Here is a 13,875-nt window from a genome sequence, read left to right as displayed (position 1 = left end):
AAAATGAATTTTTATGTAAATATGTTATTTGCTGTAATACTTTTTAATGTTTTATCATGTCAAAACAACAATGATGTTACAGAGGAAATTGAGCAAACAGAAAAAAAAACATCTTTTTACTACGGAGCAGATTTGTCCTATACAAATGAAATGGAAGATTGTGGAGCCGTTTATCAAGATAAATCAGGGGTTCAAAAAGACCCTTATGTAATCTTCAAAGAAGAAGGAGCCAATTTAGTTAGAGTACGTTTGTGGAATAATCCAACGTGGACAAACTACTCAAACTATAAAGATGTTAAAAAAACAATTGCAAGAGCGAAAGCTCAAGGACTTAGTGTTTTATTAGATTTTCATTACTCTGATACTTGGGCAGACCCTGGTAAACAAGAAATTCCAGCTGCATGGCTTTCTCAAATAAGTAATACCGAAAAATTAGGTGACCTTTTATATGCCTACACTTATATAACTTTAAACAATTTAGCCAATTCAAATTTGCTTCCAGATATGGTACAAGTAGGAAACGAAATAAACCGCATGATTTTACAAAAAGAAGGCGAAAATGCAAGTATGAATTGGCAAAGGAATGCCTTTTTAATAAATAAAGGCATAAAAGCTGTAAGAGATATTTCTGTAAAAGAAAATGTAAATATTGAAGTCATGCTGCACATTGCTCAACCAGAAAATGGTTTATGGTGGTTTAAGCAAGCCACAGATGCAGGAGTTACAGACTACGATTGGATAGGTTTGTCTTATTATCCATTATGGTCAGATTATAAGCTTAATAATGTTACAACGCCTTTAAAAACTTTAATAGAGACCTATAAAAAAAGATTAATGATTGTTGAGACCGCTTATCCTTTTGTATTAGATAATAATGATTCAGCAAATAATATTTTAAATGAAAGTGCTTTAATTGATGGTTATCCAGCATCACAACAAGGTCAGTTAGATTACTTAAAAACTCTAAAAGCTAAAATAGAAGAAGCAGGAGGAGAAGGTTTAATCTATTGGGAACCTTCTTGGGTATCTACAAATTGCAGTACGTTATGGGCTCAAGGTTCTCATTGGGATAACGCTACTTTATTCGATTTCAATAATAAATCAACTTTAGGAATGCAGTTTTATAATGCTTCTAAAAACTAACCATCCAAAATAATTACATGAATAAAAATAAACATAGCTTCTTGATATATTTTCTGAACGTTGCAATAGTTACTTTGTTTTTAAGTTGTTCACAAACCGAATTATATAAACAAAATAGAACTGTAACTATTTTGGATTCCGATTGGAAATTTCAAAAAGGAGATTTCAAAAATGCTTTTGAAATAAACTATGATGATACAACTTGGGAAACCGTTAGTGTTCCTCATGATTGGGCTATTTATGGTCCTTTTGATAAAGAAATAGATAAACAAAATATTGCAATTGTTCAAAATGGCGAAAAAGTCGCTACTGAGAAAACAGGCAGGACAGGTTCACTACCTCATGTAGGAACGGGTTGGTATAGAAAAACATTTACCATTTCTGAATTTGGACAAGGTAAAAAAGCCATCATTCTTTTTGAAGGTGCTATGTCAGAACCTCAAGTCTATTTAAACGGGAAAAAAATTGGAGAATGGGGTTATGGTTACAGTTATTTTTATTTTGATATAACGAATGATTTATTGATTGATAGTGAAAATGTACTAGCTGTAAAATTATCAAATAAAGAATATTCTTCTCGTTGGTATCCAGGAGCTGGTTTATACCGTAACGTAAGCGTTATTGTTACTAATAATGCGCATTTTAATCAATGGGGCACATGTATTACAACCCCTTCAATTGCCAAAGATTTAGCAACTGTAAACATTAAATCTGAAGTAACAGGAGATAACATTTCAATTTTAACAAAAATAGTAGATTCTAGTAATAATGAAATTGCATCCCTAAAATCTAATACCTCTTTTGAAAATCAGTTTACTCAAAATATAGAAGTTAAAAACCCAAAACTATGGAGCCCAGAAACACCTTATTTATACACAGCAAAAATGCAATTGTATGAAAATAATGTTTTAAAAGATGAAATAACACAACGTTTTGGAATAAGAGAAATTAAATATGAAGCCAATAAAGGTTTTAGTTTAAACGGGGAAATTAGAAAGTTTAAAGGTGTTTGCTTACATCATGATTTAGGCCCTTTAGGAACCGCAATAAACAAAGCCGCATTACGCAGACAATTAACCATATTGAAAGATATGGGGTGTGATGCCATTAGAAGTTCACATAATATGCCGTCTTTAGAACAACTTGAGTTATGTGATGAAATGGGTTTCATGTTTTTAGCTGAAAGTTTTGATGAATGGGCAAAACCGAAAGTGGAAAATGGTTATAATCGATTTTTTGAGGAATATGCTGAAAGAGATATAGTGAATTTGGTTCGGGCAACAAGAAACCATCCTTCAATTGTTATGTGGAGTTCAGGGAACGAAGTGCCAGATCAATGGGGAGCAGGAGGAGTGAAACGCGCAAAATGGCTTCAAGATATTTTTCATAGAGAAGATCCTACAAGGCCTGTTACAGTAGGTATGGATCAAGTAAAAGCTACTATGGAGTCTGGTTTTGGATCGCTACTAGATGTGCCAGGGCTTAATTATCGAGTACATTTATATGAAGAAGCATATGAGAAATTTCCGCAAGGATTTATTTTAGGTTCTGAAACCGCTTCCACGGTAAGTTCCCGAGGTATTTATAAATTCCCAGTAGTGGAAGCAAAAATGAAACAGTATGATGACTTTCAATCATCTTCTTATGATTTAGAAGCTTGCAGTTGGTCTAATATTCCTGATGAAGATTTTGTTTTACAGGACGATAAACATTGGGTAATTGGTGAGTTTGTGTGGACAGGGTTTGACTATTTGGGCGAACCAACACCTTATGATGAAAGTTGGCCTTCACGAAGTTCTTATTTTGGAATTTCAGATTTAGCTGGACTTCCAAAAGATCGTTTTTACTTGTACAGAAGTAGATGGAACACAAAAGATGAAACCCTACACATTTTACCTCATTGGAATTGGAAAGGACGCGAAGGAGAAACTACCCCGGTTTTTGTGTATACAAACTATGATAGTGCAGAACTTTTTGTAAATGGAAAGAGTATGGGGATTCAAAAAAAGAATAAATCCACTCCTCAAAATAGATACCGTTTAATGTGGATGGATGTTAAATATGAACCTGGAACCTTAAAGGTTGTTGCTTTTAATAAAGAAGGAAAATCTGTTTCAGAAAGGGAAATACATACTGCAGGAAAACCCTATAAGATAGTACTTAATCCAGATAGAAAAACGATTCAAGCTAACGGCAAAGACTTGTCTTTTGTTGAGGTTTCTGTGGTGGATAAGTATGGCACACCATGCCCAACGGCAACAAATCAGCTAAAATTCGAGGTAAAAGGAGCAGGAACTTACAGAGCAGCGTGCAATGGCGATGCCACTTCATTAGAATTATTTCATTTACCAACCATGAAATTATTTAGCGGAAAATTAGTTGTGTTGGTTCAATCTACAAATCAGTCAGGTAATATCGAATTATCTGTTGTAGGCAATGGGTTAAAAAGCGGAAACTTAAAGTTGAGCTCAACGCATTAATCTGTCAAATCAAAAAATTAAAAATCCAAAACATATTTAATTATGAAGAAGATTATATTTAGTATTATCTGTCTTTTTATAATAAGTAAATCATTAAATGCGCAAGATTATATTGTTGGAGCAGACTTGTCTTTTATGAAAGAAGCAGAAGACAATAGTTTTACTTTTAAAGAAAACGGACAAACAAAATCTGGTATCCAAATATTTAAAGAGCATGGTTATAATTGGATTCGTTTGCGATTATTTCATACTCCAACAGCATTGCCAAATAATTTAGATTACACCATTAAAATGGCAAAAGAAGCAAAGCAGCAAGGTTTCAAATTTTTATTAGATTATCATTATTCCGATTCCTGGGCAGATCCTCAACAACAGCCTATTCCAAAAGCTTGGGAAGGAAAAACCCAACAAGAACTAGTAGATGCAATATTTGATTATACTCGCACTACAATGATTGCATTTCGAGAAGCCGGAGTTTCTCCTGATTTGGTACAAGTAGGAAATGAAATCAGTAATGGAATGTTATGGCCTGTTGGTAAATTACCAGAAAATTGGGACAGCTTCGCAGCCTTGCTTCAGTCTGGTATTAATGGGGTTTATGCCAGTTGTGGAAATAATGTTTGCCCTAAAATAATGGTTCATATTGATAAAGGTGGAGATAAGAATTTTACAAAATATTTTTTTGATAAATTGAATAGTTACCAAATAGAATATGATGTTATCGGACAATCATATTATCCTTGGTGGCACGGTAGTTTACTTGATTTGCGAGATTGTTTAAATTTCGCCGCCAATGAGTATAAAAAAGAAATTATAGTTGTTGAAGCTGCTTATAATTACAGTCCGAAAGAATATATAAATAAACTTGCGCCATTTCCAGAAACACCGGAAGGACAAAAAGAATTCTTAGAAGAAGTTAATAATATAATTTTAAATGTTCCTAACGGAAGAGGGGTAGGTATATTTTGGTGGGAACCTGCAGCACCAAAAAGAGGCTTTGAAACACGAACATTTTTTGATGAAAAAGGAAATGTAATGCCAGTAATAAATGTTTTTGATAAGTATTTGAGGCATTAATCAACAATAGGGAATAGTTTTCTAATCTTGTTGAGTTTTTTCGTAGTTAAAATTGATTTAAATTTCTAGTTATAGATTTCACTCTTACAGAAACTTCTTCAATATTATTTAAATTGGTTTGATCTAGGTAAGGACATGCTAAATCATTCAGTATATGTTTGTTTAAAAAAAGTCTCATATACAAACTAATAGTTTGTATATTTGAAATATTTTAAACCTAAATTTTATTTTCATAGTTTAATAAAAGTCGAAAACAGAAACTATTAGTTTGGAAAAAGAACAAAAAATAAACCGTTTGCTTAATTCTCAACCTTCTGGAGTTGTCTTCCTAAGCTCGTGGTTAACAGAAAATGGGTTTTCTACACAGTTGTTAAATCGCTACAAGAAAAGTAATTGGCTTTATTCCATAGGAACGGGGGCTTGGATGCGTGTTGGAGAACAGCCAAACTATGAAGGTGCTATATATGCATTACAGAAACAGGCTGAATCGAGTGTTCATATAGGTGGCAAAACAGCATTGTCTTTACTAGGGAAAACACATTACTTAGAGTTATCGACTCGGCAAATCACATTGTTTGGAGGTAGTAAAGAAAAACTCCCTACTTGGTTTTCTAAGTACGATTGGAGTATAAAAGTAAATTACTTTAGTTCTTCTTTTCTTCCTTCAAAAGAGGGATTACTATCTTTAGAGATAGGCAGCTTTAGTTTACAAATATCTAATTCTATAAGAGCTCTATTAGAATGCTTATATCTGACACCAAAAAAACAAAAACTTATTGAGTGCTATGAAATAATGGAAGGTCTTAATAATCTTAGACCAAAACAAGTTCAAGATCTTTTAGAAAAATGCAGTTCTATAAAAGTAAAAAGACTGTTTTTATATATGGCGGAAAAATCACAACACGATTGGTTCAAATACATAGATGTAGAAAAAATAGATATGGGAAAAGGGAAACGTTCTCTAGTTAAAGATGGTGTTTACATCGCTAAATATAAAATAACTGTTCCTAAAGCACTAGCAGAATATGAGTAGTTATAAAAGTCAAGTCTCCTTGTTATTACAAGTATTGCCAGAGGTGGCAAAAGAAAAATGTTTTGCGCTACACGGAGGTACTGCCATTAATTTGTTTATTCGAGATATGCCAAGATTGTCTGTCGATATTGATTTAACCTACATTCCAATAGAGGATAGGGATATTTCTCTTCAAAAAATTGTTGCGGCTCTTGATAACATAAAAATGACTCTTGATAAAATTTTGCCTAAGTCAGTGATAACTTTAAAGGAAAAGGTTTTAAAGTTACAAATTACTACAGCAAAGGCACAAATAAAATTGGAAGTAAGTCAAATAAACAGAGGTATACTAGATGGACTTGTCGAGTTACCATTATGTGATAAAGCTCAAGAAGAGTTTAATGCCTATTGTGCAATTTCCGTAGTTTCTATAGGACAACTATATGGGGGTAAAATTTGTGCTGCACTAGATCGTCAACACCCAAGAGATTTATTTGATATAAAAAATTTATTAAAAAACGAAGGTTTTACAAATGATATTAAAAAAGGATTTATGCTACTTCTGTTAAGTAGCAAGCGTCCATTAAATGAAATGTTGCAACCTAACTTAATTGACCAGCGTGAAGTAATGGACAATCAGTTTGATGGTATGAGTTCTGAGTCATTTACATATGAAGATTTTGAGAGAACTAGAGCAAAGTTGATTGATACAATACATCAAAATTTAACAGTTAAAGACAAGAGATTTCTACTAGACTTTAGTAACTTGACACCAGACTGGAGTATCTATGATTTTGAACGATTTCCAGCTGTACAATGGAAATTGAAAAACCTTAATAAACTTAAGACTGGAAATTTAAAAAAGTTCAAAGCATATTATGCTGCTTTAGAAAACCTGTTTAAATAACACTTAAGATTCTATTAAAAATTAACCACTTTGTCCAAAGCATCATCGGCATCTTTATGAATAAAATTTGCTTGATAATTAATAGTAGTTGTTATTGATGAATGTCGATATAATTTTTGAAGCATTTTAATAGAAATTTTATCTTCAGATATATTACCAAAGCTATGGCGAGCAATGTGCATGGTAATTTTCTTTTTTATTTTAGCCTTTTCAGCAACCCTTGCTAAATACTTGTTTAACATTGTTGTAGCAGCGTTAATTTTTCTAAAGACATCCTTCGAAACTTTCAGGTTAACCATTTTCATCTCTGGAAAAATAAAATCGTTATCGTCCTGTTTATTACTCGAGTACTGTTCTAAAATTGCAAAAGCTTTCTCAGGAATCTTCAATGACAATAATTTTGAATTTTTATCCATACGATAGTTAAGTCTATTATCCGAAATATCAGACCACTTAATTTTGAGTACATCAGCAACTCGTATGCCAGCAAAATAGAAACTGAAAAGCCAAATATTTCTTGCATGAATTTCATTTTCAGTTAAACCATTGACACTTTCTAAAGCAATAAGCTCTTCTTTATTTAATCCAGTTTTTTGACTTTCAGGAAATTTAATTTGAATTCCACCCGACCCAAAAGGGTATAATTTTCTATCGACAACCCCTAATTTGATAGCTCTGTTATATATAGTTCTTATGACAACAAGGTTATTTACTATTGACCTTTCTGATAAACCATGTTTGGTTTTTAAATAAGTTTTAAAATTCCTTAAAAACTGTTCATCAATTTCTTGAAAGGAAAGCTGATTCGATTTTGAAAAATTCAACACATGATTTACTCTCACCTTATCTGCGTAATATCGAGCCAATTTTTTATTGGCTTCAAGTTCATCTAAAAAAGCTTTTGCAATTTCAGAAAAGCTTGAGCTATTTGAGTCTTTGTATAATTTGTCCTTAATACGATTTGCTGATAAATCTTGTTTTTCAGCTTGTAAGTCCATAAGCATCTTATTCGCTTCAGATAATTTTTTTACCAACAGATTATTAAGGTTCGCTGCATTTGGATGTGATTTTCTAACACGAATATTTTTCTCATCCCAATATTCTAATTCTATATAATGACCGATGTAATGATAGTTGGAACGCCTATTTTTTGAAATTCTAATTGCCAAAGGGTATAGACCATTTTTATTTGGCTTCTTTCGAAGAACAATTTTTGCATTTGAAGTCATTTTTTTGATACTTTAGATTTTAAAGATAATCATTTTAGGTACAACATAGGTACAGCAAATATTGATTTTGCTTGATTTTAAATGATATCATAAAAAATTAAATTACTGTTAATCAATTGAATATGAGTTAGTTTGATGTTATTTGAGTTAAATATGATTGGACTTAAAATCCAATGTCCATTAGGACGTACGGGTTCAAGTCCCGTCTTCAGTACTAAAGCCTTATCTATTTGATAAGGCTTTTTTTATGCTATAAATTTAAACCATAAAAAAACCACCTAAACGGGTGGTTTTATATTATAATTTGTAAAAACTAATTTAGTTATTAGTGACCAGTTTTTAATTTTTCAGCTTCTTTCTTTACGGCATCGGCAGCATTATCAGCAGCTTCGCTAGCTTTTTCAGCAGCGTTATCTACTGCTTCACCAGCCGCATCAACTGCATTATCTACAGCTTCGCCAGCCGCATCAGCAGCATCTTTTGCAGCATCAACAGCAGAATCTACAGCGTCACCAGTTGCTTCAGCAGCATTTTCAACTGCTTCTTCAGCCGCATCGGCAGCGTTTTCAATAGCATCTTCTACAGATTCACTTTTTTTTGTGTCTCTACAAGAAGTAAAGCTTAAACTTAATGCTACTAATAAGATAGAACTTAATAATAATTTTTTCATTGGTTTTTGTTTTAGTGTTAACAATTAATTAGATGTCTAATTTAATGACTTTTTGTTAAATATTAATAATTACTGAATAATTCTTAATAGAAACACATTATATACGTAAATAATCTAGTATTTGGATTACAGCCCCTTTATTTTTTTTGATAAAAGAAATATTATTATTGCCAGTTTCTTTTCGCTTGGTTGGATTTTTTATTAGTGTATTTAAAATATTATTAAACTCTTTTTGGTTGGAAATAGAGAACATACCTCCATTGTCAATAAAATTTTTAGCTTCAGGATATTTACTATGGTTGTTACCTATTATAATTGGAATGCCAAAAACAGCAGGTTCTAACGTGTTATGTAAACCAGTTTTGCCTAAAGCGCCTCCCACATAAGCAATTTCGGCATAATTATAAATTTTTGAAAGAATGCCAATAGTATCAATAATAAATACTTGGTAATTGGTCAAATCTGTATTTTCCTTTTCAGAGAATAATATAGACTTAGAATTAATTTGAGATTGCATTTTTTTAATTCTATCTTGCTTAATATCATGAGGCGCAATAATAAATTTTATGTTTTTTGTGGTTTGAGAATTTATAAAATTTATAAATAAAGCTTCGTCTTCTGGCCATGTGCTACCAGCAACAATGCAAAGGTTATTGTTTTTAAAAGTTTCAATAAAAGGTAATGTGTTATCTGCATTTAATTGGTTGTACACTCTATCGAAACGAGTATCTCCTGTAACTGTTATTGTGTGGTAATTAATTTGTTTTAATAACTTTTTAGAGGCTTCGTTTTGAGTGAAAATATGATTAAAAGCAAAAAGTGCTTCTTTTAATGGTTTACCATAAAATTTAAAATAAGATTGCTCTTTTCTAAATGCAGCAGAAATTAATATGGCCTTTAATTTTTTGTGTTTTAATTCATTTAAAAAGTTTGGCCAAATATCGTATTTAACAAAAACGGTAAGTTCTGGATTTACAATATCTATAAAATGTTTCGCGTTCGTTTTTGTGTCTAATGGCAAGTAAACTACAGTATTGGCAATAGGCGTGTTTTTTTTAATAGTGTAACCAGAGGGAGAAAAAAAACTAAGTATAATTTTATGTTTTTTATAATGTTTCCTTAACTCTGTAAAAACAGGAAGCCCTTGTTCGTACTCACCCAACGAAGCGCAATGAAACCAAAGCGTTTTATCGTTTTTAGCAATGCTATTTTTTAAAGCCTTAAAAGTGTTTTTTCTACCAATAACACCTTTTTTTAGTTTACTATTAAATAGTGCGCCAAATTTTAAGACTAAGCTAGCTACGTGAATTCCTAAGTTGTAAATAAAATGCAATATTATTTCTTTTATTGCTAAAATACATTTCTTTAAAGTAAATACATTGGTTAACGTCTATCAATTTTGTAATTTTGTATAGATTTAACCCTAAAAAAGGGTTCATAAAAATTAGTCATTATTTTGTTTAAATATAATAAGGCTATAATTTTTTTTACATGAAGAAAATTCAAATGGTTGATCTTAAAGGTCAATATGCAGGGATTAAAGACGCTGTTAATACATCTATCCAAGACGTAATAGAAAATACAGCATTTGTAAATGGTCCAGAGGTTCATAAATTTCAAAAAAATTTAGAAACATATTTAGGAGTAAAACACGTTATTCCTTGTGCTAATGGTACAGATGCTTTACAAATAGCCATGATGGGTTTAGGTTTAAAGCCCGGAGATGAGGTAATAACTGCCGATTTTACTTTTGCGGCTACTGTAGAGGTTATTGCGCTTTTACAATTAACACCTGTTTTAGTAGATGTTAATCAAGACGATTTTAACATAAACATAGACGCTGTAAAAAAAGCAATAACACCTAAAACCAAAGCTATAGTGCCTGTTCATTTATTTGGACAATGTGCTAATATGGAAGCTATAATGGAAATTGCAAAAGAGTACAACTTGTATGTAATAGAAGATAATGCACAAGCCATTGGGGCAGATTACCAATATAGTGACGGAAGTAAAATTAAAGCAGGCACGATAGGTCATGTGGGAGCAACATCTTTTTTTCCATCAAAAAATTTAGGATGCTATGGTGATGGAGGTGCTATTTTTACTAACAATGATGAATTAGCACATATTATTAGAGGTATTGTAAACCATGGAATGTACGAGCGTTATCATCATGATGTTGTAGGTGTAAATTCTAGATTAGATAGTATACAGGCAGCAGTTTTAAATGCAAAACTGCCTAATTTAGATACATATAATAGCAGTAGGATAGATGCAGCAAATAAATATGATAATGCCTTTAAAAACATTGCTAATATTGTAACTCCTTATAGAAATAGTAGTAAGTCCAGTCATGTTTTTCATCAATACACATTACAAATAAATGGAATTGATAGAGATGCTTTAGTAAAGCACTTAAATGAAAAAAATATTCCGTGTGGTGTATACTACCCAATACCTTTGCATAAGCAAAAAGCTTATTTAGATGACAGGTATCTCGAATCTGATTTTGAAGTTACAAACCAATTAGTAAAAAATGTAATTTCTTTGCCAATGCATACAGAATTGGACGACGAGCAAATTGAATTTATAACATCAACAATTATAAAATTTATAAATGGATAAAATATTAGTAACAGGCGGGCTTGGGTTTATTGGCTCTCATACCGCTGTAGAATTGCAGAGTGCGGGTTATCAAGTTGTTATTATTGATGATTTGTCAAATTCATCTGAGAAAGTTTTAGATGGAATTACAGCTATTACAGGGCAAACCCCAATTTTTGAAAAGTTAGATTTAAAAGATAGAAATGGCGTAGAAGCTTTTTTTAATAAGCATAACGATGTAAAAGGTGTTATTCATTTTGCTGCAAGTAAAGCCGTAGGCGAGAGTGTTCAAGAACCATTGTTGTATTATGAAAACAATATTTCTACTTTGGTTTACCTGTTAAAGGAATTAAAAAAATTGCCATCGGTAGGATTTATTTTTAGCTCTTCATGCACAGTTTACGGACAAGCAGATGAATTGCCAATTACAGAAAATGCACCAGTTAAACAGGCCGAGTCTCCATATGGAAACACAAAGCAAATTGGAGAAGAAATAATAAGCGATACATGTAAAGTAACACCAAACATAAAAGCTATAGCTTTGCGTTATTTTAACCCTGTAGGTGCACACGAATCTACAGAAATTGGAGAGCTACCAATAGGTGTTCCGCAAAATTTAGTGCCTTTTATTACACAAACAGGAATAGGTTTACGTAATGAATTATCCGTTTTTGGTGATGATTACCCAACACCAGACGGTACTTGTATTCGCGATTATATACATGTAGTAGATCTTGCAAAAGCACATGTTATTGCTTTAGAGCGTTTATTGCAAAACAAAAATAAAGCAAATTATGAGACTTTTAATTTAGGCACAGGAAAAGGAAGTTCGGTTTTAGAGGTTGTTAAATCTTTTGAAAAAGTTTCAGGTAAAAAATTAAATTATAAAATTGTAGGAAGACGAGAGGGTGATATAATTTCTGCCTATGCTGATACAGATAAAGCTAATAATGAACTTGGCTGGAAAACTAAATTAACCCTAGATGATGCCATGCGATCGGCATGGAAATGGGAACAAAAAGTTAGAGCTAATAATTAATTAAAGCTTAAAAGTTTAAAAAGGTTGCTAATTAGCAACCTTTTTTTGTTTTATAAAATACGAATTAGTGTTTAAAAAAAGGTAAATTATTATCGGGTTTTACTTTTTTAAGAAAGTTTTAAGACTAATAGAACAGTTAATGCTTAAATTCATTTTATGTTAGATTTAACATAACTCAACAATAAAAATTAACAATTAATGCTTAGTTATTTAAGAATATTAATTCTTATATGTCTGTTTATGTTTATAAGCGGGCAGTATACTTTTTCTTGCTATAGTCAAACTATTCAAATAGATAGTTTAATTAAGGAGAAAAATATTAATAAAGATATGACTCAGCTTGAGTTACTTGTGCTTTATGAAGATGCTGTTAAAGAAAACCCAAAAGATTCTATCGAAATCTTCAGGCAATTAGCCATTTTAAATGCAGATTTAGATCAGCCTGAAGATGCGCTTTTGTATACAGAAAAATATATATCCAATACGTTAGATTTTTCAATTTTAAACGATGGAGCTTATACTTATATAGCATATTCTGAAGCGTATCAAGTGTTAAAGGATAAGTATCTTCAAAAATTTAACTTTTTAGTTTTTTTATTTTTTTATGTAGCATTAATAGGCTTCTTTTTTACTATAATTATTAATTTTTCTAAAACTACAAAAAAGCAAAGTAGGGTTTTTATAAGCGGGTTTGTAGCAGTACACTCGTTGTTTCTTTTAGAGTATGTATTGTATATTTCTAATTTACAATACGATTTTCCGCATACGTATTTAATGGCTTCTATTCCTGCACTTTCATACGGGCCTTTGCTGTATTTTTATTTTAAAAGTGTTGCTAAGAACTATGTTTTTAGAACTAAAGATTTATTACACTTTTTACCTAATGCACTTCTCATTATCTATTTGCTTCCCATGTATATGCAATCTGGTTCAGATAAAATTAGAATTATGTTAGGTTTAAATGATGCCTTCGATATTAATTTATATGTAATTTTTTTAAGTAAAGTTTTATCTCTAGCAATTTACGCCTTACTTATATGGAAAATGGAATATGGTAATAAACAAGTTGAATCGCTACTAAACACTAATAAACCCCAGTCTATAAATTGGAAAAAAAATATATATATTATTCATGTAGCTTATGTAATTAGTTATATAATTTATGGTTTAACAGCGAGTGGTATTTTTAATTTTGCTTCGGTCTTTTTAACGTATACGCAAATAACAGCAATGTCTGTTATGGTTATATATATATGTTTTATGGCTTATGTGCAGCCAAGTGTATTTAAAAACGAATTTGTGCCCATTGTAAAGCATATATTTCCCGAAAAGTATCAAAAATCTGGTTTAACCAATGCACTTTCAAATGAATTGAAAGAAAACTTGATAAAACTTTTAGTAGACGAAAAAGTGTATAAACAAAGCAATATAAATCTAGAGATATTAGCACAAAAATTAAATACAACAAGACATAATACTTCTCAAATAATTAACGAGCATTTTAAAATGAATTTTTTCGAACTTATAAATAAATTCAGAATAGAAGAAGCTCAACGCCTATTAACAACCGATACGCATGGAAATTTAAATATTATAGACATTGCTTACGAAGTTGGTTATAACAATAAGGTAACTTTTAATAAAGCTTTTAAGAAGGAAACTAAACTTACACCCTCTGGTTTTATTCAAACAAAAATAAAAAATTGACTTATAA

At 31.2% G+C, this 13,875-nt stretch carries 12 protein-coding genes; 8 read left to right on the top strand and 4 right to left on the bottom strand.

Features of this window, described 5'->3' with window-relative positions; all coding sequences use genetic code 11:
- The first annotated feature begins 3 nt into the window (after window positions 1-3).
- From ACNG5D_RS14135 to ACNG5D_RS14125, 3 genes are read left to right on the top strand one after another with little or no spacing between them, the layout of a single operon-like run.
- The gene (locus ACNG5D_RS14135; RefSeq protein WP_418184180.1) at window positions 4-1,143 is read left to right on the top strand and encodes a glycoside hydrolase family 53 protein; all 1,140 of its coding nucleotides are present in this window, start codon (window positions 4-6) and stop codon (window positions 1,141-1,143) included.
- Window positions 1,144-1,160: 17 nt separating this feature from the next.
- Entirely contained in the window at window positions 1,161-3,623 is a 2,463-nt protein-coding gene (locus tag ACNG5D_RS14130) for a DUF4982 domain-containing protein (protein WP_418184179.1), read from the top strand.
- A 42-nt stretch (window positions 3,624-3,665) separates the two neighbouring features.
- Window positions 3,666-4,700: a glycoside hydrolase family 53 protein gene (locus ACNG5D_RS14125; RefSeq protein ID WP_418184178.1), complete on the top strand. Its 1,035-nt coding sequence runs from the start codon at window positions 3,666-3,668 to the stop codon at window positions 4,698-4,700.
- A gap of 46 nt (window positions 4,701-4,746) precedes the next feature.
- Here the strand turns inward: ACNG5D_RS14125 and ACNG5D_RS14120 are convergent, their stop codons facing one another.
- On the bottom strand, window positions 4,747-4,878 hold the full coding sequence (locus ACNG5D_RS14120) for a hypothetical protein (RefSeq protein ID WP_418184177.1): 132 nt from the start codon (window positions 4,876-4,878) through the stop codon (window positions 4,747-4,749).
- 90 nt (window positions 4,879-4,968) lie between these two features.
- Here ACNG5D_RS14120 and ACNG5D_RS14115 point away from each other — a divergent pair, with 90 nt between their 5' ends.
- Complete coding sequence (locus ACNG5D_RS14115) at window positions 4,969-5,733, top strand: type IV toxin-antitoxin system AbiEi family antitoxin domain-containing protein (RefSeq protein WP_418184176.1); 765 nt, start codon at window positions 4,969-4,971, stop codon at window positions 5,731-5,733.
- Window positions 5,726-6,619, top strand: coding sequence for a nucleotidyl transferase AbiEii/AbiGii toxin family protein (locus tag ACNG5D_RS14110; RefSeq protein ID WP_418184175.1), 894 nt, complete (start codon window positions 5,726-5,728; stop codon window positions 6,617-6,619). Before ACNG5D_RS14115 ends, ACNG5D_RS14110 begins: the two co-directional genes overlap by 8 nt.
- Before the next feature lie 14 nt (window positions 6,620-6,633).
- Here ACNG5D_RS14110 and ACNG5D_RS14105 read toward each other — a convergent pair whose 3' ends face one another.
- The 3 genes from ACNG5D_RS14105 to ACNG5D_RS14095 form a co-directional block, all read right to left on the bottom strand.
- Window positions 6,634-7,848 carry a phage integrase SAM-like domain-containing protein gene (locus ACNG5D_RS14105; protein WP_418184174.1) on the bottom strand — a complete coding sequence of 405 codons (1,215 nt, stop codon included), beginning with the start codon at window positions 7,846-7,848 and terminating at the stop codon, window positions 6,634-6,636.
- Between the two features lie 325 nt (window positions 7,849-8,173).
- A complete protein-coding gene (locus ACNG5D_RS14100; protein ID WP_418184173.1) occupies window positions 8,174-8,518 on the bottom strand; it encodes a hypothetical protein in 345 nt (114 codons plus the stop codon).
- A gap of 97 nt (window positions 8,519-8,615) precedes the next feature.
- A complete protein-coding gene (locus ACNG5D_RS14095) occupies window positions 8,616-9,851 on the bottom strand; it encodes a 3-deoxy-D-manno-octulosonic acid transferase (RefSeq protein ID WP_418184172.1) in 1,236 nt (411 codons plus the stop codon).
- 158 nt (window positions 9,852-10,009) lie between these two features.
- Here ACNG5D_RS14095 and ACNG5D_RS14090 point away from each other — a divergent pair, with 158 nt between their 5' ends.
- The 3 genes from ACNG5D_RS14090 to ACNG5D_RS14080 all read left to right on the top strand — a co-directional run bounded on the left by ACNG5D_RS14090 (window position 10,010) and on the right by ACNG5D_RS14080 (window position 13,868).
- Complete coding sequence (locus ACNG5D_RS14090) at window positions 10,010-11,143, top strand: DegT/DnrJ/EryC1/StrS family aminotransferase (protein ID WP_418184171.1); 1,134 nt, start codon at window positions 10,010-10,012, stop codon at window positions 11,141-11,143.
- Window positions 11,136-12,161, top strand: a complete 1,026-nt coding sequence (galE, locus tag ACNG5D_RS14085) for a UDP-glucose 4-epimerase GalE (protein ID WP_418184170.1) — start codon at window positions 11,136-11,138, stop codon at window positions 12,159-12,161. The genes ACNG5D_RS14090 and galE overlap by 8 nt, the downstream gene beginning before the upstream one ends.
- Before the next feature lie 198 nt (window positions 12,162-12,359).
- Window positions 12,360-13,868: a helix-turn-helix domain-containing protein gene (locus tag ACNG5D_RS14080; protein WP_418184169.1), complete on the top strand. Its 1,509-nt coding sequence runs from the start codon at window positions 12,360-12,362 to the stop codon at window positions 13,866-13,868.
- Window positions 13,869-13,875 lie beyond the last annotated feature (7 nt).

The sequence above is a fragment of the Algibacter ulvanivorans genome (genome assembly GCF_048381495.1).
In the GTDB taxonomy this organism is placed as follows: Bacteria; Bacteroidota; Bacteroidia; order Flavobacteriales; family Flavobacteriaceae; genus Algibacter_B; species Algibacter_B ulvanivorans.
This window is presented reverse-complemented; position numbering and strand designations above follow the sequence as displayed.